The organism is Rhizobium sp. 2MFCol3.1 (assembly GCF_000377565.1).
Lineage (GTDB): Bacteria > Pseudomonadota > Alphaproteobacteria > Rhizobiales > Rhizobiaceae > Rhizobium.
The window spans coordinates 349,055-373,375 of sequence record NZ_KB898353.1; the positions used below are offsets into that span (position 1 = coordinate 349,055).

The 24,321-nt window shown below is 60.2% G+C and carries 17 protein-coding genes; 3 read left to right on the top strand and 14 right to left on the bottom strand.

Translation table 11 applies throughout. The annotated features are described in order from the left end of the window. Positions 1 to 205: 205 nt before the first annotated feature. The 7 genes from D460_RS0101445 to D460_RS0101475 all read right to left on the bottom strand — a co-directional run bounded on the left by D460_RS0101445 (position 206) and on the right by D460_RS0101475 (position 6,999). Positions 206 to 1,123, bottom strand: a complete 918-nt coding sequence (locus D460_RS0101445) for a Hint domain-containing protein (protein ID WP_026282678.1) — start codon at positions 1,121 to 1,123, stop codon at positions 206 to 208. A gap of 343 nt (positions 1,124 to 1,466) precedes the next feature. Beyond that, positions 1,467 to 2,657 (bottom strand): DegT/DnrJ/EryC1/StrS family aminotransferase, encoded by a 1,191-nt coding sequence (locus D460_RS0101450; RefSeq protein WP_018896710.1) that lies wholly within the window; start codon positions 2,655 to 2,657, stop codon positions 1,467 to 1,469. Next, positions 2,654 to 3,652 carry an SDR family NAD(P)-dependent oxidoreductase gene (locus D460_RS0101455; protein WP_018896711.1) on the bottom strand — a complete coding sequence of 333 codons (999 nt, stop codon included), beginning with the start codon at positions 3,650 to 3,652 and terminating at the stop codon, positions 2,654 to 2,656. The genes D460_RS0101450 and D460_RS0101455 overlap by 4 nt, the downstream gene beginning before the upstream one ends. Positions 3,653 to 3,667: 15 nt before the next feature. Further along, a complete protein-coding gene (locus tag D460_RS0101460) occupies positions 3,668 to 4,366 on the bottom strand; it encodes an acyltransferase (protein WP_018896712.1) in 699 nt (232 codons plus the stop codon). After that, on the bottom strand, positions 4,356 to 5,462 hold the full coding sequence (locus D460_RS0101465; RefSeq protein WP_018896713.1) for a DegT/DnrJ/EryC1/StrS family aminotransferase: 1,107 nt from the start codon (positions 5,460 to 5,462) through the stop codon (positions 4,356 to 4,358). The genes D460_RS0101460 and D460_RS0101465 overlap by 11 nt, the downstream gene beginning before the upstream one ends. Further along, positions 5,459 to 6,496, bottom strand: a complete 1,038-nt coding sequence (locus D460_RS0101470; protein WP_018896714.1) for a Gfo/Idh/MocA family oxidoreductase — start codon at positions 6,494 to 6,496, stop codon at positions 5,459 to 5,461. Before D460_RS0101470 ends, D460_RS0101465 begins: the two co-directional genes overlap by 4 nt. Next, on the bottom strand, positions 6,493 to 6,999 hold the full coding sequence (locus D460_RS0101475; RefSeq protein WP_026282679.1) for an acyltransferase: 507 nt from the start codon (positions 6,997 to 6,999) through the stop codon (positions 6,493 to 6,495). The genes D460_RS0101470 and D460_RS0101475 overlap by 4 nt, the downstream gene beginning before the upstream one ends. Before the next feature lie 296 nt (positions 7,000 to 7,295). On the opposite strand from D460_RS0101475, the gene D460_RS0101480 reads away from it, so the two are divergent. Beyond that, on the top strand, positions 7,296 to 8,393 hold the full coding sequence (locus tag D460_RS0101480) for a glycosyltransferase (RefSeq protein WP_018896716.1): 1,098 nt from the start codon (positions 7,296 to 7,298) through the stop codon (positions 8,391 to 8,393). A gap of 56 nt (positions 8,394 to 8,449) precedes the next feature. Here D460_RS0101480 and D460_RS32405 read toward each other — a convergent pair whose 3' ends face one another. Together D460_RS32405 and D460_RS32410 are read right to left on the bottom strand one after the other, a co-directional pair. Further along, entirely contained in the window at positions 8,450 to 9,610 is a 1,161-nt protein-coding gene (locus D460_RS32405; RefSeq protein WP_018896717.1) for a glycosyltransferase family 2 protein, read from the bottom strand. Positions 9,611 to 9,775: 165 nt separating this feature from the next. Further along, the gene (locus D460_RS32410; RefSeq protein ID WP_018896718.1) at positions 9,776 to 11,272 is read right to left on the bottom strand and encodes an O-antigen ligase family protein; all 1,497 of its coding nucleotides are present in this window, start codon (positions 11,270 to 11,272) and stop codon (positions 9,776 to 9,778) included. Between the two features lie 302 nt (positions 11,273 to 11,574). Between D460_RS32410 and D460_RS0101495 the strand changes: the two genes are divergently transcribed. Further along, a complete protein-coding gene (locus D460_RS0101495) occupies positions 11,575 to 12,480 on the top strand; it encodes a hypothetical protein (protein ID WP_155947655.1) in 906 nt (301 codons plus the stop codon). An 81-nt stretch (positions 12,481 to 12,561) separates the two neighbouring features. On the opposite strand, the gene D460_RS0101500 is transcribed toward D460_RS0101495, so the two are convergent. The 5 genes from D460_RS0101500 to D460_RS0101520 are packed head-to-tail and all read right to left on the bottom strand — an operon-like array spanning position 12,562 to position 22,923. Then, positions 12,562 to 13,965, bottom strand: a complete 1,404-nt coding sequence (locus tag D460_RS0101500) for an HlyD family type I secretion periplasmic adaptor subunit (protein WP_018896720.1) — start codon at positions 13,963 to 13,965, stop codon at positions 12,562 to 12,564. Beyond that, positions 13,962 to 16,097, bottom strand: a complete 2,136-nt coding sequence (locus D460_RS0101505; protein ID WP_018896721.1) for a peptidase domain-containing ABC transporter — start codon at positions 16,095 to 16,097, stop codon at positions 13,962 to 13,964. Before D460_RS0101505 ends, D460_RS0101500 begins: the two co-directional genes overlap by 4 nt. Positions 16,098 to 16,128: 31 nt before the next feature. Beyond that, on the bottom strand, positions 16,129 to 16,422 hold the full coding sequence (locus tag D460_RS0101510) for a hypothetical protein (RefSeq protein ID WP_018896722.1): 294 nt from the start codon (positions 16,420 to 16,422) through the stop codon (positions 16,129 to 16,131). Between the two features lie 34 nt (positions 16,423 to 16,456). After that, entirely contained in the window at positions 16,457 to 17,677 is a 1,221-nt protein-coding gene (locus tag D460_RS0101515) for a GTP-binding protein (RefSeq protein ID WP_018896723.1), read from the bottom strand. A gap of 8 nt (positions 17,678 to 17,685) precedes the next feature. Next, positions 17,686 to 22,923, bottom strand: coding sequence for a DUF4082 domain-containing protein (locus D460_RS0101520; RefSeq protein ID WP_026282681.1), 5,238 nt, complete (start codon positions 22,921 to 22,923; stop codon positions 17,686 to 17,688). Between the two features lie 309 nt (positions 22,924 to 23,232). Here D460_RS0101520 and D460_RS0101525 point away from each other — a divergent pair, with 309 nt between their 5' ends. Continuing rightward, the gene (locus D460_RS0101525) at positions 23,233 to 24,291 is read left to right on the top strand and encodes a DNA topoisomerase IB (RefSeq protein WP_018896725.1); all 1,059 of its coding nucleotides are present in this window, start codon (positions 23,233 to 23,235) and stop codon (positions 24,289 to 24,291) included. Positions 24,292 to 24,321: the final 30 nt, after the last annotated feature.

Below are 24,321 nucleotides of genomic sequence, written 5' to 3' on the forward strand. Positions count from 1 at the left end.
CATAGCTCTATAAGCGCTGCCTGACGCCGCCAGATGCGTCGAGTGGATCCCGCGAGACATGCGATGGCATAGGCAAGCGGCCGGAGCCTATCGGTCCCGGCCGAGCGAAGACGTCGTGTTCGATGATGTGCGGTCGAACGAAAACGGATTGGCGCAGGACCGCACCAATCCGCAATGGAGAGCTTACGCTGTCGGTCGGCTGTGATCAGCCGACCAGTTCGCCGACACGGCTAGAAATGCGTCGCGAAACCGTCTTAAACGGATCACGCATCGGAACGATGGGCGAAACGCCAAGCAACAGCAGAGCCTTCAGATGCTGCCGTCCGCTTTCTTCGCCGACGACGGGCGCATAGGGCGCCATGCGGGGCCGGCGCTCGACTGGATAGAGCTTCTCAAGTTCGACGAAGTTGTCGAAGCTTTCATAGTCGCTGCCGCGAAGCTGGAATGTCTCAACCGGCGTACCTTCGGCGATCACCACGTCATGGCTGTCGAGCAGCACGTTGTAGTATTCGATCGCTTCGCTGTCATCGGGCAGAGCCGATACGATCGAGCTGCCGTTGACCAGATCCTTCACGCGGACGAGAGCACCATCGACGTAAAGGGCGTGGCCAGCAGAGATATAGAGATCCTTGCTTGGCATGCCGTCATCCAGCGCGCCCTTCGAGATGCGGATCGGCATGACGGTCGGATGCCAGGATGCGACGCTCTTGCGGAATGTCTGGCGGCCGATCCAGCGGATTGGCTTGGCTTCGCCCGAGATCGTTTCGACGAGATCGCCGAGGCGCAAATCCTCGATCGCCACTTCGCCTGTGGGTGTTGCGATCAGCGTACCGCGCAGCAGGCATTTCGCTCCGCCACCGCCGCCCGAGCTTCCGCCACCGGAATTGCCACCACCACCGCCACCGCCGGAATAACCTCCACCGCCATGACCATGGTCGCCACCGCCGCCGTGTCCGCCGCCGCGGCCACCCCAATTACGGCCCAATGCCTTCGCGGGCGAAGAGGCGACTGCCATGGTCGCCACCGCGATCCCCGCAACTCTTGCGCTGGTCGCCGCAGCAACACCGAGAAAATGCCGGCGTGCACGGTTAGAGGGTGTTTCTTCCGGGTCCATCGATGACATCATGCTCTCCGTCTTTTGGGTTACACCTATCTATTCCTGATTGCTGTTAACCATCGTACACCAACTTCATCCGCGATAAACTCAGCCGAATAGGTTCGAAGGTACTCAAATAGCGGTAGGCAATATGCGCCATGGAAACCGCGCGAATGTCAACAATTTGGCAACCTTAGGCTGATACTTGACGATGGGTGTGCCCATGTCGGACGCCCACCTATGGCCGATAGCCTTTGTTTCCGGGATAGTCCGCCACCACGAGCGCGGTTTGGCTGCGCGGGCTAGGCTGCGGCTGGCACCGCTTGCCTTGCCGCTTTCCGTGTCCGAAAGGTGGGGTCTGAAATACTCGTCAGCCCGCCTTTGCGATCGCTGGCGCGGGCGAAAGCCTGGCGGCGATGGCGTCCACGACCTTGTCGAGTTCCGTGTCGGTCATCTGCACGAAGAGCGGCAGGATAACCGTCCGGTTCTGGGCGCTTACGCTGTTTTGCAGATCGCCCGAAATCCGGCGCGACGGCTCCGCCGCGTAGGCCGGCTCGAGGTGGCTGTTCATGACGCCGCGTCGCGTCGAGATGCCCTGATCGAGCAACGCTTGCATGAATTCCTGCTGGTCAAGGTGATCGGGCAGCGTCATGCAATAGCTCTGCCAGTTGCTGCGTGCCCAGCTCGGTTCGACAGGCGCGCGCATGCCGTCCAGCTTGTGGAGCGCCTGCGTGTAGCCGGCGGCGAGCGCGCGCCGTCTGGCGACGATGTCAGGCAGTCGTTTCAGCTGCTCGCGACCGACCGCCGCTTGCATGTCCGTCATCCGGTAATTGAAACCGACCTCCGGGTAGCTTTCGTAGATCACCTGTTTCGAGCCGTGGCGCACGCTGTCGGTGACGCTCATGCTGTGCTGGCGCCAGAGGCGAAACTTGCGGTCGTACTCCGGGTTCGCCGTCGTCAGCATGCCGCCGTCGCCCGTCGTCACCACCTTGCGAGGGTGGAAGGAGAAGCAGGCGATATCGCCATGCGGCTTGCCGATCTTCTCCCAGCGGCCCTTCCACAGGATCTCGCTTCCCGTTGCGCAGGCGGCATCCTCGATAACCGGGATGGCGTGGCGCTCGGCGATCGCGACGATGCGGCTCAAATCGCACGGCATGCCGAGCTGATGTACGCAGATGATCGCCTTGGTGCGCGGCGTAATCGCCGCCTCGATGAGAACAGGATCGATATTGAACCCATCGGCCTCGATATCGACGAAGACAGGCGTGGCGTTGCAATAGCGGATCGCGTTGGCGGTGGCGATGAAGGAATGGCTGACGGTGATGACCTCGTCGCCGGCTTCGACACCGACCGCGAGCAGTGCAAGGTGCAGCGCCGTCGTGCAGTTGGACACCGCGCAGGCATGCGAGGCGCCGACGAAATCGGCGAACTCGCGTTCGAAGGCGGCGACTTCCGGGCCCTGCGTGACCCAGCCCGACAGGATCACGCGGCGGACCGCTTCGACTTCCTGCTCGTCGAGAACAGGCTTTGCGACGGGAATATGAAACGGGACGTCGCTCATGCAGCTTTCCAGTTCTGCTTCTGCTCCTGGGCGAGAAGCTCTTCGACGGAATCTGCTTTAGCCAGGTACCATTGATGGAGATGACGTAGACCATCTTTCAAAGACACCGTCGGCTGGAAGCCCAAGATGTCCGCTGCCTGGCTGCTGTCCGCACAGAGACGCAGCACGTCGCCGGGGCGTGGCTCCTCATGTACGATTTGCACGCTGTTGGAGCCAACGACACTCTTTACCGCCAGAGCCAGGTCATTGATCGATATCTCTTTTCCGGCACCGACGTTTATCGTCATGCCGACCGCTTCGTCAGCCTCTGCCGCCTGCATAATGGCCCTTGCGGTATCCGTGACGAAGCTGAAATCGCGTGTCTGTGTTCCATCCCCATGGATGATCAATGGCTTACCCGCCATAGCCCGCAACATGAACTTTGGTATCACCTCGCCGCTATCGCCCTCATGATGGCTGCGCGGGCCGAAGCTGTTGAATGGTCGTACGACGACCGTCGGAAACCCATAGCTACGATAGAATGCTCGCGCGTAGCATTCGCCAGCGAGCTTGCCGGCGCCATAGACCGTCATCGGATAGGTCGGATGCATCTCTGTCATTGGCACGGTCGATGCCGTTCCATAGACCTCGGAGCTCGATACATGCACAAACCGTGCTACCTCGAAACTCCGAGCCACCTGAAGCAGGCGAAGCGTCCCGGTTGCGTTCACATCGTGGTTTTCGAAGGGTTCATACAAGCTGTGGCGAACCCCGAGGCATGCCAGGTGATAGACGGTCGAAGCGCCTTTCATGTGCCGTTGCATGGCGTCGGTGTCGCGGATGTCGTCGGTCACCAGATGAACATTGCCATTTCCCAGGCAATCAAGATTCTCACGTTTGCCGTTCGACAGATTGTCGATCACAATGATCTCATGCCCCTGCCGTGCCAGCTGAGCGACGAGCTCGGAGCCAATAAAGCCGGCGCCGCCGGTCACCAAGATACGCTTGCTGCTCATAATGACTGCAACCTTTCAAGTTGTCTTCTGCGTCGACGGTTCGCGCCACCGGATGAATTTGGCCGGCACGCCGGCAACGACCGAGAACGGTTCGACATCCGCCACGACGACCGCGCCGGCGCCGACGATCGCGCCCTTGCCGACGGTAACGCCGGGCAGGATGGTGGCGTTGGTGCCGATATCGGCCCAGGCGCCGATGTGCACGGGCTTGATTTCGAGATCTGTGCGGATGATCGGTACGTCGACCGGAAGCGCGGTGTGGCTGGAGCCGAGAACCTTGGCGCCCGGCCCCCAGCCAACGCATTCCTCAAGAATGAGATTGCGCGCGTCGAAATAGGCCTGCGGGCCGATCCACGTGTTGTCGCCGATCTTGCAGGTGCCGTCGAAGCGGCCCTGGATATAGGCCTGAGCGCCGATGAACACGCCTTTGCCGATTTCGAAGGTTTCGGGGTGCTTGAACCCGACGCCGCTGCCGACTTGCAGACCGGAACCGCAGGAGCGCGTGAAGCTGTTCCAGATCACCTTGCGCATGAAGGCATCGACGAAGCCGTCGCCATTGGCGAAGCGCGCGTAGAGTTCCACCAGCCCCGCCAGCCCATAGGTCTGGCGCAGCTCTTTGGCGAGTTCGTTCTGATAGAGCGGATCGGACGCGTTTTCCTTCAGGCCGTGTACCGATTGGACAAGCCGGACGAGTGGGGCTGGATCAGCTGACATAGGCGTCCTGCTCCACTGCGGCCACGACCTCTTCGACCTGGCGCATCGTCAGTTCCGGATAGATGGGCAGCGAGAGTACTTCGCGCGCCGCCGCTTCCGAAACCGGGAAGTCGCCGACCTGATAGCCAAGATCGGCATGCGCTTCCTGCAGGTGAACCGGCACGGGATAGTGCAAGCCAGTATGGATGCCCTCGTCGCGCAACGCCTGCTGCAGATGATCGCGATCAGGGGTGCGCACCGCATAGACGTGATAGACATGGCGGCGGTCGCTTGCGGCAACCGGCGCCTGAACGCTTCTCGATCCGGCAAGCAGCGCCGAATAGCGCGCGGCGCGCGTGCGGCGGGCTTCGGTCCAGTCTTCGAGATGCCGCAGCTTGATCCTGAGGATCGCGCCCTGGATCTCGTCCATCCGGTAGTTGTAGCCCTTCATCACGTGGTGATAGCGCTTCTCCTGGCCCCAATCGCGCAGCATGCGCATCGCCTTGGCCTGCTCGTCGTCATTGGTGACGATGATGCCGCCTTCGCCGCAGGCGCCGAGGTTCTTGCCCGGATAGAAGCTGAAGCTGCCAGAGAGCCCGATGCTGCCGGCCCGCTTGCCCTTATATTCGGCGCCATGCGCCTGGCAGGCGTCTTCGATGATGGGCAGGCCGTATTTGTCGGCGATCGCCTGGATGGCGTCCATGTCGGCCATCTGGCCATATAGATGAACCGGTACGATCGCCTTCGTCTTGCGGGTGATCGCCGCTTCCAGCTTCGCCGGGTCCATGGTGAGCGTTACCGGCTCTACATCGACGAAAACCGGCCGGGCGCCGGTGTAGCAAATGGCGGCCGTCGTCGCGACGAAGGTCAGCGATACCGTGACGACCTCATCCTCAGGCCCGACGCCGGCTGCAAGCAGCGACAGGTGTAGCGCGCTTGTGCCGGTGTTGACGGCGATGGCGTGTTTCGTGCCGCAATAGCGGGCGAATTCCTCTTCGAAGCGCGCGACTTCCTCGCCGAGCACATAGTGGCCGGAGTCCAGCACGCGGAGCACCGCGGCATCGACATCGTCCTTGATCGACGCGTATTGAGCCTTCAGGTCGAGCAACGGGATCATGCTATCAGCCTTGCCTGTTCGAGTTCGATGACACGGCCGCGCTGGGCGAGCGATTGCGTCGCGGCTTCGAGGATGCGCACCACGCGCAGGCCGGCGTGGCCATCGGCGAGCGGCTGCTTGTTGTTGGCGACGCAATCGACGAATTGCTTCAGTTCGCGGCCGAGGGCTTCCGTCATGTCGAGCTGCGGCGCAAACATGTCGCCGGTGCGGTAACCGACGCGCATCTCGTAGATCTTGTCGCCGTTCTGCTCGGCATTGCCGTTCAGCGTGATGCCCTTATCGTAGACCTTGATCTTTTCGCTGGGCTCGAGGTCGTCATAGACGATCATCTTGTTGCTGCCGCCGATGAGCGTGCGGCGAACCTTCACAGGCGCCAGCCAGTTCACATGAATATGCGCGATCAGCTTGCTTTCGAAAAACAGCGTGAGATAGGCGATATTCTCGGGCTCGCCGGCCACATGGCCCATGCCGGTGGCTGATACCGCGACCGGCTTTTCCGGCAGCACATAGTCCATGATCGAGAGATCGTGGACCGCCAGATCCCAGACGACGCTGACGTCGTGCTGGAAGAGGCCGAGATTGACGCGCACGGAGTCGTAATAATACACGTCGCCGAGACCGGTCTCGATGATCTCGCGCATCTTGCGGACGGCGCCGGTGTGGATGAACGTGTGGTCGACGGCGAGGATCAGACCTCGGCGGGTAGCTTCTTCCACCATGCGCCGCGCTTCTTCCGAGGTCGAAGCCATCGGCTTTTCAACGAACACGTGCTTGCCGGCCATCATCGCCTGCATGGCAAGCTTGTAATGGGCGAACACGGGTGTTGCGATCGCGATCGCGTCGACGCGGGGGTCGCGCAGAACCTCGTCGAAATCATCGGTGATCTGGACCGTCGGATAGCGCATCTGCACGGCGCCCAGCCGATCCTTCTTCAGATCGCAGACCCACAGGAGCTGTGCGCCTGGCGTTTCCGCGAAATTTCGGACCAGATTGGGTCCCCAATAGCCATAACCGACGACGGCGATACCGATCATCGTGCCCTCCCAGATGACAGAATTTCGACTGGAGCGTCCTTGGCGCGGCCAATGACCCGCGCAGGCACGCCTGCTGCAATTGCGTATGCCGGAACATCCTTGGTCACGACCGCGCCGGCTCCGATCTGCGCGCCTTCGCCAATCGTGATGCCGGCGACGATCGTCGCGTTGCTGCCGATCGATGCGTAACGTTTGACAAGTGTCGGAACGACCGCCCAATCGGCATCCGACTGAAGCGAGCCATCGAGATTGACGGCCCGCGGCTGGAGATCGTTGGTGAACATCACGCCGTGGCCGACAAAGACGCCGTCTTCAATCGTGACGCCCTCGCAGACGAAGGAATGGCTGGAGATCTTGCAGTTTTCGCCGATCAAGGCGCCCTTCTGGATCTCGACGAAGGTGCCCACACGTGTGCCCGAGCCGATCGAGCAGCCATAGAGATTTACAAGATCCGGGTGGTGAATAACAACGTTGTCACCCAGTGTCACACTCGACGCAATCATACTTGAGACCCCACGCCCGACATAGCTGATCGATAATTGTCGCCGATCACCTTTGTGTACTCGTGAGATCTAAGGAATAGATTTTTCGCCAGTCAGTAAAGAATAACAAATGTTGTATTGGTGTCGCCTAAAGGCGTACATACTCGCAATATTATCTCTGTCAGAAAGTAATTACTTTATAGAATTGAATATTGGCATCCGTTGAAATTATATGGTGGTGCGGTGTCTTGCAGCATTTGAGCGGGCCGGAATTGCATTACCTAAGTGCATTAATATGTTGGTTCGGGAGTATGTCCATGAGTGTGCGGAACCAGAACGGGATCGATTTTTCCACGCGCCTCTCCGTTGCCTTGAAGTCTGTCGTCACCGCCTACCGGGAAAAGAGAGATCGGTTGCGGGTCAATGCCGGGGCGGAGTATACCGCCAAGCCGACCGTCTTCTTTCTAACGCCGGACCATCAAGCGCCGGCAGGCGGAATCCAGGTCATTTACCGCCACGTCGATATACTCAATAGCGCGGGCATCAATGCATGCGTCCTGCATCAGCGGCGCGGATTTCGGTGCACCTGGTTCGAGAACGAGACTCCCGTCTGTTACATCGACGACACGCGCGTGCTGCGCGGAGACATCCTGGTTCTGCCCGAGATATGCGTCAGTTTGGCCAGTAGCCTGCCATTGGGTATCCGCTATGTGGTCTTCAACCAGAACACTCATCTGACATGGAAGAACGACAATGAGGCAGTGCGGAGAGCCTACCGGGCCTCCGGGGATTTTGTCGGGGCGCTGACTGTGTCGAAGCACAACTGCGACATGCTGCAATACGCGTTTCCCGAAATCGAGGTGTCGCGCATTCATTTGGGGATCGATCCCGAGACCTTTTATCCCGCGAGCTCACAACGGTCTAAGCGCATCGCCTATATGCCGCGGCGCGGGCTGGATGATGCCAAGCAGGTCCTGCGATTGCTTGAGAGGCGTAGCGCGCTCGACGGCTGGGAGATAGTCGCACTGAGCGGTCTGTCACATCAGCAGGTCGCCGAGGAACTGAGCCGCACCCGTGTTTTCCTCGCGTTTACTCGTCAGGAGGGATTTGGTCTGCCCGCAGCCGAAGCTATGGCATGTGGATGCTATGTGATCGGCAACGACGGCTTTGCTGGCAGCGAATTTTTTAAGGACGAGTTTGCCTCATCCGTCGCGACCGGTGATGTTCTGGGTTTTGCGGAGACCGTGGAGCGCATTGTTGAACACGAAACGACCGAACCGGGCTGGTGCGAGCTACGCGGTAGCCGTGCGTCACGTTTCATACATTCGGAATATAGTCTGAAGCGCGAGCGTGACGAGGTCGTCTCGGCGTACACGTCGTTCCTCGGTATTCAACGGGAACGCGCTCTCGCCTGAAGGGTCCGGTTTCATATTGTGTAACGCCGTTTCTAACCAAGCAGCAGAAGCTCGCGTTACCACTCGCCCGTCCGATGCCATTTCCATTGCGCGTAACGCCCTGAGACTCCCCGAGCGACGCGCTCGATGATGCATCGAAGGTCTCTGCGTGTGCCCCGCGCGCCCAGCAGCATCCGCCGCTCGAGACTGCGCCAACCGGGCACGGCTCTAACATCGGCAACCATTGCCGTTGCTATCTCACGCAACTTTTCTGTCTCCGAAGCATCAAGTTTTCCACGGTCGTAACGATTGATAGCAAGCTTTACCGCACTCGCGGCAATGGCAAGCCTGGCCTTGTCGCGGAACGCGTCAGCCTGCGGGATCTGGCCTGCCATTCCGGAAAATAATGTCTCGAATGCGTCCCTTCGCTCCATGACATCACGAAGAGGATCCACCTCCACCGCTGAGAGGCTTTTCGGATGTTCACGATGCCAAGCCTGATCCGCGCCTTTGATGTAGGCGACATCACAGAATGCCGCCATCCGCAACCACATCTCCATATCGTGCGTGTGCGCCAACGGCATCTGCCCGCCAACGATATCGACGACCGCGCGGCGCATCAGGACTTCCGGAGAGGTAATAACGTTCGTGCCGGTCCTGCAGCGGGTTTCGAGCCAATCGCGCCCGGGCCAGACAGTCCATGATGTCGGGTGGTCGCGATGAGCGGGGAGCTGGGAACCTGTAAAATGGATCGGATGCCCGTAGACTAGGCCGACACTTGGAAATCGCTGCATAACCGCTACCGAACGGAGCAACGATCTTGGTGTAAGCAGATCATCGGCGTCAAGACGAACGAGATACTCGCCGCGTGCGGCGGCAAGACCGTCGTTGAAGGTCTTTACGGCGCCGGAGTTTATGTCGTGTGCAATGACGACAACACGCACATCAGCGGCAGCGAGGTTCCTTGCAACCGCCAAGCTGTTGTCGGTTGACCGGTCGTCGACAATAATGACATCGACGACCACGCCTTCTTGTGACAGAGCGCTGTTAACGGCCTCGCGCAGATACCGAGCGTAATTATAGCAAGGGATAACAACGGTAACTGTCGCAAGCCCGGTTGCCGGATGAATGTCGGCTCGTAGTTTGCGCTGGATGGACGCTCCTACCTGTACCTCAGACGCCGGCAAGCTTGCGCGCTGCAAATCCACCGCGCTGGACTTCCTGATGCCAAACTGCATGCGACAACCCCAGTCGTACTATTTCCGAAATCTAAAGCGCAATGCCGCGAAGATATAGACTATCTTTCTGTTAAGCTTGAAGCTTGTGCCGTACGTCCAATGGGCACGGGATTGGCCCAAATAATATAAATTGGCGACGACTGAAGCCGTCTCTTCCCGAGCTCTCTACGAGCCATCATTCTTTGGCGCCTCAACCACCGCGACACTTGGCCGGACAGCCGGCGGTCGGCTACCGAGGCGTTGAGGTTTTGCATTGTCGCGCTCGCGCGCGCTCGGGTTGACCCGGTTGGTGCGGGGTAGAGCCAATCTCGTATCCTCATCACCTTCGTCCGATTTCGCATCGAGAAGCCAGACGCCAGCGCCACTTAGGAAGAAAAGCCAAGCATAGACGGCTACCCAAAAGTGGACGGTGGAGCCGACAAATACGAAAGTGGCCATGCAGATAAGGTAAGCGGTTCGGTAGGCCTGGAGATCCCGATCCATGTCCTTCCGTCGTGCGATCTGGATCCACAGGAATAGCCAGGACACGATCAGAAGTCCGAATGCTGGCAGACCATAGCGCATGGCCGTAAGAAGCCAGAAATTGTCGACGCTATCGCTGACCATCCATTTTGGCCGTGCCCAATCGCCAAGCCCAATTCCAAAAATCGGATGATCTCCGACGGACGCGGACCCGTAGTTCCAGATCCAGATTCGGTACCATCCCGTCTGCTGGTCGAAGGTGAAGTGCGATATGTAGAATTGGATCGGCGTTTGGTTGGATCCGAATTCGATGATGAGATAACCGATCAGTGCGATTACCCAGAGCAGCTTCCAGCGCCACTTGAAATCGCCAAGCGCTGCGTTCCAAGCAAGCAGCGCGAGCTGGAAGAAGATTCCTGCGATTGGCGCAGAAGACATCGACATGACGGTCGTTCCACCGACGAGGCAGACTGCAAGGTAGCGGGTCGATGGTTTCTTGCTGGCGACGAGACCGGCTAGCGCTAGCAAACTGCCACAAAATACGCCGAAAAGAATGGAGTGGCCGAAAGGTCCCTGCACCCGCCAGAGACCCAAACGTGGCGTCATCATCGTTACATCGACGGTCGGAAAGATCATCCTGAAGGTGGCAAGCAGGGGTTTCTGGCCCGTCGTCCACTCGTACAGCGCAAACGGCATGAGGCATGCGAGCAACTTGATTGCAAATATGATCATGTTGCGGAAATCGTTGGCGTTGCGAATGTAGCAACGCGCCAGCAGATACGCGCCCATTCCGTCGATAAACATCATCCCGCCGGATTGCATGGCGACGCCGACGCCGTGAATGACGGCGAAGGATAAGGCGATCCATAGGCTGTAAAGAAAGAGGCCGACATCAGCCGCCCTGACGGAACCGGCTTTTCCTTGCGCGAATATCGCGATGCAAGGCAAAAGCGCGCCCAGCAACACGATGCGGTACGCAAAAAGGTTGAGTGGTCCCAGGGGTATGATCCAAGGGATAAGCAGTCCGATCATGAACAGTTTGACTGGTAGCGGAAGCGGGCGCGTTGCGGAAAGGTTGCGTTGTTCACGCGCTCTGCCGCGCCGCCGTTCCACCGGGACATCATTCAAATCCAGGACGCTGTGCGTGCTCGCCTGAGCAACATGCGTGTACCGGCTTTGGGCTAACTTATACTCACTCATCGTTCGGTCCGGATAGCGCCTGCATAACCATCGTTGCCCGACATCAATCGACAGGTTGTCCAAGCATCGACTATCGAGGTGACCTACAATAGCCAAAACCGGAGCACGCTGCGATTAAGCCTTACGATATACTGCTACATCGTCCGAAAAGACGAAGAGTTGCGCGCTTATCTGCCCGAAGTATATCGGATAGTCTTAGGGTCGCATGCTGCGCATACCATTGGATCCGATCTCATCATAAAGTTTCATGGCTGTGCTTCTCCAGCGCTTTCGCCATCCTGATCTTGTTAGAGGAAGACGACATGAAACACACAAAGGGCGGACAGCGGGCGTCGACGATGCTACCCAGATGGGCGATGGCAAAAGCGATAGTGGCAGCCTCTATCCTGCCGAGTATCCTGTCGGCTGCCGAGGCCGTTCCAACGCCGATTGATCTCAGTGGATTTCCAGGGCCTCACAATACAGGCGTACCGAAGGGAACGACCCTGACCACCTATGATGGGCCTTGCACCATTACAGAGCCGAACACAGTCATCGACGCGCGTATCATCAATTGCCCCTTGGTCGTGACGGCAGCCGGTGTGCGTATAACCAGAAGCCAGGGTATAAGCGTTGACGTTGATAACCCCGACGCCTCTCTCACGATCGAGGACAGCCTCTTTGACAGTGGTCGGTGGTTGGGACCGACAATCGGCTTTTCCAATATCACGGTCCGGCGATCCGAAGTGAGAGGCGGACAAACCAGCGTTCTTTGTTCGCCCAACTGCCTGGTGGAAGATTCCTGGCTGCACGGGCAATATCTCCACCCCGGCAAACCACAGCATCTCGGCGGCTACATGTCCAATGGCGGGCACGACGTTATCGTCCGGCGCAATACTATCGTATGCGACGTCCAGGATATTGGCGAAGGTGGCTGCTCCGGCAATGCGCAGATATATGGAGATTTTGGGCCACTCGCGCGCTTCACGTTCGAACGGAACTATTTTCCGGCAACGCCTGGCGGCTTCTGCACGTCCTTCGGTCTCAATCCGCAAAAGCCGTTCGGTTCGAAACCCACCTCCATCGTCGTGACCGGCAATGTCTGGCAGCGTGGAGACAATGGAACATGCGGAGCCTTCGGCCCCACGACATCGTTCGACAAAGCCGGAGAAGGCAATCTCTGGCGTGACAATGTCTGGGATGACGGCGCGGCGCTGGGGCCGGGCTAGTATCTCTCTACTGCGGGTCAGCCGAGAGATAGTTTTCGGTGACCAAGACGGCGGCCTCCCGCCCGCGCCGATCCGCCGCCCTCAAGGCTCCCGGATCGCCGTGTCCAATCCCTTCAGCAGCGGATAGAGGAAATACGAGATCACCGTCCGCTGTCCGACCATGATCTCGGCCGAGACCGCCATGCCGGGAAGAAGCCGCACGGGATCCTTGTCGGTGCCCAGGCTCTTGTCGGCAAGCAGAACGCGGGCCTTGAAGAAGGGCTGGTTGGATTGGGTGGCGGCGGCGTCCTGTTGTGTCGGAGTGAAGGTGTCGCGGCTGATCGTTCGGACGGTGCCTGATGCCGTGCCGTACTTCTGGAACGGATAGGCGTCGAACTTGATGCGTGCCTTCGTGTCAGTCTCGATGCGGCCGATGTCGCGCGAATTGACGGAGACCTCGGCTTCGAGCGGCACGTTCAGGGGAACCAGCGTCACGATCGGCTCGGCTTCCTTGACTACGGAGCCGACGGAGCGCTGCGCAAGATCGAGAACCACGGCGTCGGCGGGCGCGGTCAGGACCACCATGTTGCGGCGCAGTTCCATCTTCTTCAGCTCTTCGCCGGCTGTGTCGCGCTGGCTTCTCAAATCGACGAGTTGCTCCATCGACGCGCGGCGGAAGTCCTCGATAAAGGCTTGGCGATCGGCCTCAAGCTTTGCATAGGCATGCTCGGCTTCATCGGCGCGACCCTTTACCATCGAAAGGCTTGCCTCGACATCGAGCCGGGCGTCGCGGGAGGCGAGCAGCGTGATCAGCGATCCGCTTTCGCGGTCATAGAGACGCTCGCGGGTGGCCTCGATCCGCGACAGGTTCTCGCGGCGGTCGACCAGAACGGCCTGTTGCGCCTTGCTGGCGGCAATCGTCGAGGCCTGGCCTGCGAGTTGCTGTTGGAAGTTCTGGAGCTGCGCCATATAGAATGCGCGGCGCTGCCCGAAGAGCTGTGCTTGCAAGATTTCATTTTGCGTGGCGCCGGCGATCGACGAGTAATCGACGCCTGACAGTTCGGCTTCGATGCGCTTCACCTGTGCGTCGAGTGCGGCGAACTTCGCGGTCAATTGATCCACGTCCGCCTGGCTGAAGGTCGCGTCGAGCGTTGCGAGCGTCTGGCCGGTATGCACGAGATCTCCGGCCTTCACGTTGATCGTTCTGACGATCGAGGTTTCAAGCGGTTGGACGACGATCGTCGGCTGTGTTGTCACGAGCTTTCCCGGCGCGATCACCACTTCGTCGATCGACGACACCGAAGCCCATACGATCGCCGAGACGATCAGCGCCGTGACGCAGTAGAGCGTCATGCGTGCGACACGCGGCGGGGCTCGCTCCTCGAGTTCGACGGCATCCGACTGGAACTCGGAGATGACCGGAGAGAAGGCGCCGCGCGAGGCCAGCTGATTGTCGTGCGGTCCGACGGGAACGGGAAGGTTTGGCTTTCCAGCGTGCGCGTTCATGCTACCTGCCTCATCTGCTGCGACCAAAGGTGGCGATAGGTCATGCAGCGCGTGACCAGCTGATCGTGGCGGCCGATATCGGCGATCTTGCCGCGTTCCACCACGAGAATGGCGTCGGCGTCGACAAGCGTGGAAAGCCGGTGCGAGACGATGATCACGGTCCGGCCAGCTGCGATCTGGCTCAAGTTCTGCCGGATGATCGCCTCGCTATCAGGGTCGAGGGCGCTGGTCGCCTCATCGAAAATCAGCAGCTTGGGATCGGTGATCAGCGCACGGGCGATGGCCAGCCTTTGCTTTTGACCGCCGGAAAGGTTGGATGCGTTCTCCTCGAGTATGGTCTCGAAGCCGCGCGGCAGGCGCTCGATGAATTCCTCGGCGCCGGCAATGCGCGCGACTTCGACGATCTCCTCGATGCTGGCATCCGGCTTTGCGGCCGCGATGTTTTCGCGAACGGTGCCCTTGAACAGGAAGTTGTCCTGCAGCACGACGCCGATGCTGGTTCTCAGATGCACGAGGTCGATCTCGCGGCTGTCATAGCCATCGACGCGCACCAGGCCTTGCTGGCTTTGATACAGCCCCTGGATCAGCCGGGTGATTGTCGTCTTGCCGGAACCGCTCTTGCCGACGACGCCGAAGACGGACCCCTCTGGAATGCTGAAAGTGACGTCGTCGAGCGCCGGCGCGCCGTCGGGCGCATAGCGGAAGGTGACCTTGTCGAAGTCGATGCGACCGCGCAGCTGTGGGCGAATGCCACGGCCGCGGCCGAACTGTTCCGGACGCTGGTTCATGATCTCGCCGAGCATGCGAACGGAGAGCGCGACTTCCTGGTACTCGTGCACCATGGTGACGATCTGCACCAGCGGCCCGGAGACGCGGCCCGCCAGCATGTTGAAGGCGACGAGCGCACCGACCGTCATCGAGCCGTTGAAGACGTCGAGCGCACCGAGCCCGATGATTGCCACGCCCATCAGCTTCTCCAGAAGACCGGTCAGCGACTGGGCAACGGTCGAGATCTTGTCGACGCGGAAGCGCACCGAGATCGCCTGGGCGGAATGGTCATCCCAAACCTTGCGCTGGCGCGGTTCGAGCGCGAGCGATTTGACGGTACGCATGCCGTGCACGGTTTCGACCAGGAGCGCCTGCCGGTCCCCCTCGGCCTTGTAGAGCGCCTGCAGCCGCCGCTGAAACGGGCCGACCAGCAGCATCACCACGAGACCGACGAGAGCGGCGAAGCCGAGCACGACGAAGGTGAGCTTGACGCTATAGAGAAGCAGGATCGGGATGAAGACCAACAACGACAGCCCGTCGAGAAGCGCCAGGAACAGACGACCGGTCAAAAACTCGCGTATCCGCCCCGTCTGCTGCATGTGCTTGACGATGACGCCAGCGGAGGCTTGTTCGAAGAGCGCGATCGGAAGATTGAGCAAATGCCCGAACGTGCGGGTGGCGATGCGGATGTCGATCCGGTTCGTCGCGTAAAGCAGCAGATAGCGTCTAAGGAAGCTGAAGGTCGCGTCGAAGATCAGGGCGACGGCGATGCCGATCGTCAGCACGGTCAGCGTGGCGTAGCTTTGGTGGACCAGCACCTTGTCGATGACCAGCTGAAAGAACATCGGCGTCGTCAGTCCGAGGCCGTAAAGCACGAAGGCGGCCAGCGCGACATCGCGGAAGAAACTGCGCTGCTTGATCACCTCTGGAATGAACCAGCGGAAGCCAAACGGCTGGTCGTCATCGCTCATCCGATGACTGCGTTTCATCAGCACGACGGAGCCGCGCCAAGACTTGGTAAACTGCTCTTCGTTGAGCAGTATGAATTCCGGCCGGGTCGCCAGAGGATCGAGCACGCGAACCTGCTTCTCCTCGCCATCGACCGCGCCGGCGACCACCACCCAGTTTCCGTTCTCAAGTGCGGCAAGAATGGGGTAGGCGTTGCCGAGCTCAAACAGCGATGGCCAGGTGAGCGTCAGGTGCTTTGCCTTAAGCCCGGAGTCTTTTGCCATGCGCAGAAGCTGGCGCACGGCCACAGGTTCCTCGCCCACGGCATAATCGTGCTGAAGGCGCTCAGGCGAGAGATCGACGCCGTGGTGACGCGCGACGAGAGCGAGACAGTGGAGATTGGTGTGCAAAAACATACGCGTGGCCCACCCGGAATAGCGATAGCGTTTAGTTGAAATTCGGCGAAGCGTTCTGCGACTGAGCCGCATCCGCCGCTGGAGCCTGCATGTCGCTGATGCGGCGAACGGCGCCTGCCTCGACGAGACCGCCGAGCGCCTTCTGCATCAGATCCACCGCATTTGCGAATGCCTCGACCGGCATGATGATGCGCTGACGGAATTCAGGCTTCGGATTGTTGCTGGCATCGCGTTCGGTCGCCGAAAGCGACATCAGATCGATCCTGACGATCGATCCGGTTACCGTGATTTCGCCGATGCCGTCGGAATAAAGTTCGCTGCTCATTGTATGCCCTCTGGTTTGGTTGTTTCAAAAAGTGTCACGCATGGCCGTGCTGCCATGCTGGAAAGGGATCGTGCATGCCCTGTGCCAGATGCGGTTCAAAGCTCGTCTCTTTGCCGACAAGGCAATCGTCGAGCGCCGCGCAAACGGCATTCCGGTCAAGCCCCGCGCCGATGAAGACGAGCTCCTGGCGGCGGTCGCCCCAGGTCTCGTTCCAGTGCTTGTCCAGCAGTTGCCGGAATTGCGGGTAGCGCGGCCATTGCGCCTTCGGCACCGTCGCCCACCAATAGCCCTTCGCGGTGATCTGGCGCTGAACGCCGGCGATCGACAGCTGGCCGATTTCCGAGGGGCGCGTCGCGAGCCAGAAATGGCCCTTCGCGCGGATCAGGCCCGGCCATTCCATTGCAAGGAAACGCTCCAGCTTCACCGGATCGAATGGCCGGCGCGCGCGGTATACAAAGCTCGATATGCCATATTCCTCCGTCTCCGGAACATGGTCGCCCCAGCCATAGAGCTCCTTGTGCCACAGAGGATGGCGCGCAGATTTCGCTTCGCTGAAGAGGCGCGTATCGAGGATCGAGCCAAGCTGCAGGTCGCCGAAATCCGTCTCGACAACGCGGGCGTCCGGGTTCAGCGATGCCACGATCTGCCGGATCATGACGCGCGTCGCCGCATCGACCTCCGAGATTTTGTTGATCACGATCACGTCTGCGAATTCGATCTGGTCGACCAGAAGGTCGATCAGCGAGCGGTTGTCTTCGTCGTCGCGCACTTCGCCGCGATCGCTGAGAAAATCGGTGCTCGAGAAATCCGCCAGGAGATTGGCCGCATCGACGACCGACACCATCGTGTCCAGCCGGGCGATATCGCAGAGTGCCGCGCCGTTTTCGTCGCGAAACGAGAAAGTGGCGGCGATCGGCAACGGCTCGGCGATGCCGGTGCCTTCGATCAGCAGGTAATCGAAGCGTCCCTCGGCGGCGAGCCGCCGGACTTCCGTCAACAGGTCGTCGCGCAGCGTGCAACAGATGCAGCCGTTGCTGAGCTCCACCAGCGTCTCGTTTGTGCGCGAGAGGTTGGCGTCGCCGCCGCGAACGAGATCGGCGTCGATGTTGACCTCGCTCATGTCGTTGACGATGACGGCGACACGACGCCCCTCGCGATTGCGCAGGACATGGTTGAGCAAGGTGGTCTTGCCGGCGCCCAGGAAGCCCGCCAAAACCGTCACCGGAAGCCTGTTGTCGCTCGCGCCCCGTTCCATGCTCATCCCTAAGCCGCGAGCTGCGGCCGGAAGGCCACGTCGACATAGTAGTTGGTGCTGTTGTAGGTGCTGGTCGGGAACAGCCCGGCCGCGCCGTAGGCATAGACGCCGTTGCCGCCGCTGAGCGCGGATGACATCGCCTGCAGATTGCCATTGGATACGCTGTTGTTGAAATAGCTGCCCGTTGCCGAATAGTTCCCATTGGTGCTGTAGGAGACGACGTAGGTTGTGTTCGCGGAGATGGCTACCTGATTGTTCAGCGTGACGGACTGCCAGCCGCTCGCGGTTTCGTTCGTGAAAGTTGCGCTGGCGAGCAGATCGCCGGTTGCTGTCCAAAGATAGCCCGTGTGCGTGCCGGTGTTCGTTGCGCCCTTGTAGAAGCTGATGCCGGTGATCCAGCCGGCGGCGTCGGCCTGGAACTTCATCCCCAGATTGACGCGCGAATTGTCGTTGACCGAAACAACCGTTGGCGTCGCGCTCGCGGCGAAGACGCTTTGCGTGGGCGTCGTTGACTGCGGATTGACAGTCAGCGACACCTGCGCCGAGGCGGTTCCACCTGCGCCGTCGGAGATCGCATAAGAGAAGCTGGCGGTGCCGGAGTATCCCGTCGTCGGCGTAAACGTGATGGCCTTTGTCTGACTGTTAAACACGACGGTTCCGTTCACGGCACTGCTTACGCCCGTGACCGACAGCGTGTTGCCATCGGCATCCGTATCATTGGCAAGCAGCGTCGACGCCTGGATTGTCAGCGCGGCACCCGCTGTCGTCTGGAAGCCTGTGTCATTGACCGCGACCGGCGGCCGGTTCGCTACGGTTTGCGCGCTGCCGCTCTGGTAGACCACGTCGACCCAGTAGTTGGTCGCGTTGTAGCTCGCCGTCGGGAAAAGGCTTGTCGATCCATAGGCATAAACGCCGTTGGTGCTGCCCGGTGCCGTCAGGCCGCCATTCGAGTAGTCGGCGGTGAAATAGTTCGGCGTGGCTGCATAGTGGCCGTTGGAGTGGTAGCTGGCGACGTAGGTCGTGCCTGCAGTGATGGTGACCGGTGCATTGAGCGTGACCGTCTGCCAGCCGCTTGCCGTCTCGTTGCTGAAGACCGCGGAGGCGAGCAAGGTGCCCGTGCTGCTCCAAAGCGAGCCAACATGGGTGCCGATATCCTGGGCGCTCTTGTAATAGCGAAGAGCGGTGATCTGTCCGCCGGCGGACGCGACGAACCTGACCCCGAGCTCGACAGGGCTGGTATCACTGTCGGCGGCTATGCTCGGCGTCTGCGACGAGGAAAACAGGCTCGTGGTTGTCGGCGGAGTGGTTGGTTGACTGACCGTCAGATTGACCTGCGCCGACGCAGTTCCGCCGCGTCCATCCGAAATCGTGTAAGTGAAACTCGCGGCGCCGACATAGCCGCTGGCAGCCGTAAAGATGACGGAGTTCGTCTGGCTGTTGAACGTGACGGTGCCATTCGTCGCCCCGCTCACGCCTGTTATCGAAAGCGCATCCCCATCCGCGTCCGTGTCGTTTGCAAGAAGCGTGGCCGCCGCGATTGACAGGGCGGTGTTCGAATAGGCCTGGAGCCCATTGTCGTTCGCCGCTACCGGTGCCGTATTGCTGACCGTCGACTGGTTGAAGACGACATCGACCCAGTAGTTCGATGCCTGATAGGTGCCGGTCGGGAAAAGCGAGTTAGCTCCGTAGCCATAGAGGCCATTGCCGCCGCTTGCGGCGCTCGAAAGCCCGGTCAGCACGCCGTTGGTATGGTTGGTTGTGAAATAATTCGCCGTTGCAACGTAGGAGCCGGTCGTATGATAAGACGCGATGTAGGTGACGCCGGCCGTGATCTGGATCGGGCTGTTGAACTTCGCGGTCTGCCAGCCGCTCGCCGATTCGTTGGCGAAGGTCACGGTCCCGACGAGCTGCCCGCTTGCTGTCCAGATGGAGCCGGTATGAGCGCCGGTATCGCCGGCGGCCTTGTAGAAGCTGATGCCGCTGATCGTGCCGTTGGCGGATGAAACGAATTTCATCCCGAGTTCCAGGGGCGTGCCGTCATTGAAGCCGGAGCCCGTAGGGCCTTCGCCGGCGTTGAACAATCCGACGCCAGCCGGCGCGGCTTGGACGGTGAGGCTGACATTGCCTTGGCTGGTGCCGTTTCGCCCGTCCGAGAGCGTGTAGGTAAAGGTCGCCGGGCCGCTGTAGTTCGCGGTCGGCGTAAAGACGATTGTTCCGGTCTGGGTGTTCAAGGACACCGTGCCATTTACGGCATTGCCAACACCGGTTATCGTCAAAGCGTCGCCATTTGCATCAGTATCGTTGGCGATCAGCGCCGCGGTTGATATCGCCAAGGAGCCGTTACGGCCGACCGTGAAGCCGCTGTCGTCGTGGGCGACCGGCGCTGTGTTGGCGCCGGCGTCGAACACGACATCGACCCAATAGTTTGTGCCGCCGGGGCTTAGGTTCGGGAACAGCGAGTTGGACCCATAGGCATACACGCCACCGCCATCGACGGTCTTCAGCGCACCGTTGCTATAGCCCGAGCCGAAATAATCTTCGCTGACCGAGTAGTATCCGTTGCTGTGGTAGGAAGCGGTGTAGGTCGTCCCGGCGGTGATCTGCACGGGGCTTGAGAACATGACCGTCTGCCAGCCCGAAAGCGATTCACCGGTCGAGATGCCGGTTGCGAGCAGCGTGCCGTTGGCGCTCCAGAGGCTGACGACGTGCTGGCCGATGTTATAAAAGCCCTTGTAGAAGCGAATACCCTGGACGGCGCCGTTGGTGGTCGACTGGAAGCGAACGCCGAGTTCAACACCGTCGCGGTCAATCGCGGTTTCCAGCGCGGGTTTCGCTCCGAGTGTCCACAGGCCCTGCGTTTGAGGCAACGTTACCGTTACCTGCTTACCAGCCGATGGCGTCTCCAGATTGACGCTGTCGTCGACGGCACGAGACATGATGGTGTAGGTGCCGCTTGCCTGAACAACCCAGCTATAGCTCCAGCTTTCACGCCCTGTTGCCTTGAACCAATGCTGCCCGCCATCGGTGGAAACTTCGACGCCCGCAACGACGCCGCCACCGAAGTCCTGCGCTGTTCCGGTAACGGTGACATGCTGACCTTCGAGGAAGCTGGCGCCCAGTGTCGGCGAGGTGATCGTGGACGTCGGCTTGGTGTGATCGGTCGATTGCGTGGCGAGCACCAGGCTGGCGTCCAGTGTCGTCGGTTGAATGCCCATGTCGGCGAACATGTTGACCATGGCCTGCTGGACATTCGGATCAGTCGGTGTGGCCGGTCCCTCGTGGTCGGCGTTTAGGCCCCACGACCAGAATACGGTGCCGGCGCCGAAAACCAGCGCACCGCTTTCCGCGCGATACATGGTTAGGCTGTGTGTTGCGATCGCGCTGCCGATCGTCGTGCCGTAGTCTCGAAGATAGGTGTCCACGGACACGCTGGAAAGCGACAGGTTGATCAAGCCGGCTGGCCGGAAGCCGTTCTCCACATCAGAGTCCCACTCATAGCCGAGCAGGTTCTGTACCAGGCTGAAGCTTTCACCTGGCTGCAGGCTGGCCACATCCGTGTTACGCCAGAAGCGCAGTTTCGAATAATCGTAGGGGATTTTGATCGTGTCCTGACGATAGCTGTCCACGGTGAACATCGTGCCCGTCAGCGAGTTTTCCGGTTCCTGGCCCGGATCGGCATACCGCGGATCGCGCCAGGTTCCCGTGCCGATGTTGCTCGGATCGCTGCTGGTCCCCCAGGTCTCCTTGTAACAGACCATCGTGCGATAAGGCGTGCCGTTGCCGTCGATGCTGGTTTCCCAGCGGATCTTCCAATAGACCTCGTTGCCGCTCCAGAATGCCAGGTTGACGCCATTGTCGCGCGCCGCTTCCACGTTGGTGCGCTGCTCGGCCGACCAGTATTCATCATGGCCGACGGACAGGAAAGCCTGATGGTTCAAAAGCAGGCTGCCGCTTCGCGATGAATCCACGCCGGAGATGTAGGAGACATCGTAGCCGTTCTGCTCCAGCCACGAGATGGCCGAGGCTTCTACCCCGAAGATGTAATCATGCGTGCCGCCCGCCGGGCTGACATTGGTGATGATCGGGCGGTTGTAGCTCACCGCGGATGCGCGGCCGATGGCGGTCAAGCCGCAGCTGCAGTTTGGTGGCAGATAGCCGATCATGTTGGCCGGATCGACCGGCACTTCGCCATAATACAAGCTGGCGCCGCCCCAGGCATTGTAGGCCTGCCAGGTCGTATCCGACGTCTGGAAGACGATGTTGCTGGCCGCGGCGTCGTCGCGCACGATAAACGGAATGATACCCGCGTCATCGACGCCATCTTCGCGAACGAGCTTGGCGAAGTAGACGCCCGATACCGCATCCGCGGGAATTGCCCAGCTTGCCGATACCGACCAGTTGCCGCAGTCGATCAGCCCGAGCGACATATCGACGATCGGGTGCGGTTGGATCTGTGCCGTCGTTAGCGACTTGTCGATCGAGGCAACCTTGCGGGCGCCATCGCCGCCATAATAGCCCATTCGATAGATATCGATGCGATAGTGCGTCGAATCCGTCGCGATCTTGAAGTCCACGGTCTGCCCGATGTTGCGGCTGATATCCGTTGCGAAGCCCTGGATTGTGCCGTCGCCGTCTCCCTGGAGCTCCCATTCGCTGCGTGGCGTGCCCTGCAGTTTGTTTTCGTCAGCGATTTTGTTCCTCGCAGCCGCAGCCGCAGCCGGAGCCGCAGCCGTGGCTGCTGGCGCCACCAGCGCGGTCGGCTCGCTGATGCTCTGTATCGAGGCCAATACCGTCGGTGCCACTGCCGTCGAGGTGACACGCAGGACCGTTGAAACGGCTGGTGTAACAGCGTCGACGGGCGTGGTTGTATCTACGGACGATGCGTTGGCGCTGCTGTCTGGAAGAACGACGCTCGCGCTTTCCGTAACGAGACGAGCCGGGACAGGCGCGGCGTCAACCGGCAATACCGTCCGGGGCTCCGGCGTCGACGCTGTCGTAGTGGAGGTATCGGTAAGAGCCGCGGTTTCCGAGACCGTGGTCGAGGTATCGCTTCCGGCGGACCCGAATACAGCGGCAGTGCCTGCGGACGCTTGGAACGCCGCTGCCGCAGTGTTCGGCTGTCCGCTGTTGGTATCGGAAGCGGCGGGCGCAACGCCAGTGCTCCAGTTCTTGCCTGCTGCATAAACTGTCGTGACCCCACCGAACGCACTGAGATAACTGTTATTGCGACCGCGTATCTTGATCATGTGTCACCTATCCCCGTGCGAGTGGCCATGTATCCCCAAATGAGTGGCCATCGTGCCATCTTTCGCGCGGGAGGGAACGACGGCAATCAGTGGTACGCACAAAAGCGGCGTGTACTTCGTTTTGATTACTTAGCGGTCCGGGGTTTATCTGTATTCTATTTGAATATATGCGCAGATGTGTTCGAGTTGCTTTGAGTGGATCCTGCAAAGTGCGGCTAGCGGCTTCCTCGGGAAACGGCATCGGACAATTCGCCCAACCCTTTGAAGTTGCGGCGGGAACTGAATCCTCGGTTGCGGTGTTTCTGCGACATGGACCAAGCGATCAAACAACCGGAAATCACCGTCGCAGCCTTGGCGTCGTCTCGACTGGTTTACACCACGGATATCGAACACGGCATCACGCGCAAGGCGGAGAAAAATGGTTTCCTCTATTACGCTCCCGATGGGCGCAGGATCACGGATAGTGCGGAAATTTCGCGGCTGAACGCGCTGGCGATCCCGCCCGCATATATCGACGTTCGCATATCGCCCAATCCGCTCTCGCATCTGCAGGCGATCGGTATCGACGCGCGCGGACGCCGGCAGTATCGTTATCATCCGGAATGGCATTCGGAGCGCGCACGCGCCAAGTTCGACCAGCTACTCGAGTTCGGCGAACGCCTGCCTGATATTCGAGAACGTGTTGACGCCGATCTGCGGGCTCGTGCGCCGACGATGGACAAGGCACTGGCCACTATCGTCTGGATGCTCGACAATCTCTATATCCGCATCGGAAATGCCGCATACGCGGAGGATAACGGCTCGTTCGGCCTGACGACCTTGCGCCGCCGGCACGTCAAGATCGACGGCTCCAAGGTGAAATTCCGCTTCAAGGGAAAATCCGGCAAGGAATGGAACTTAGTGCACACGGATCGACGCATCGCGCGCGTGGTTCGCGGCCTGCAGGAATTACCGGGGCAGCAGTTGTTCCAGTATGTCTGCGAGGACGGGACCCGCCGGCAGATATCGTCGCAGGATGTCAACGAATATATCCGGGAGGTATCCGGCGCCGAGTTCAGCTCCCGCCAGTTTCGCACATGGGGTGCGACCTGTGCGGCGGTCACTGCCCTTACGCCTTTGAGCGTTGCCGCCACCGAGGCCGCGATCGCGCGACAGATGAATGAGGTGATCGACGCGGTTGCGGCCATGCTCGTCAATACGCGCGCTGTCTGTCGATCGTCCTATATCCATCCCGCTGTGTTCGATGAATTCAAGGCTGGCAGATTGGGCCAGTTGCTGCGCACAAGGCCAACGCGAAGCAAGCGCTTGCTGAAGTGGATGGATGCGGAAGAGGCCCGTGTGCTGGGTTGGCTGAAGTCGGTGTCGTGAAAGGTTGCGTCTTCGGGTCGATGGGCAGTG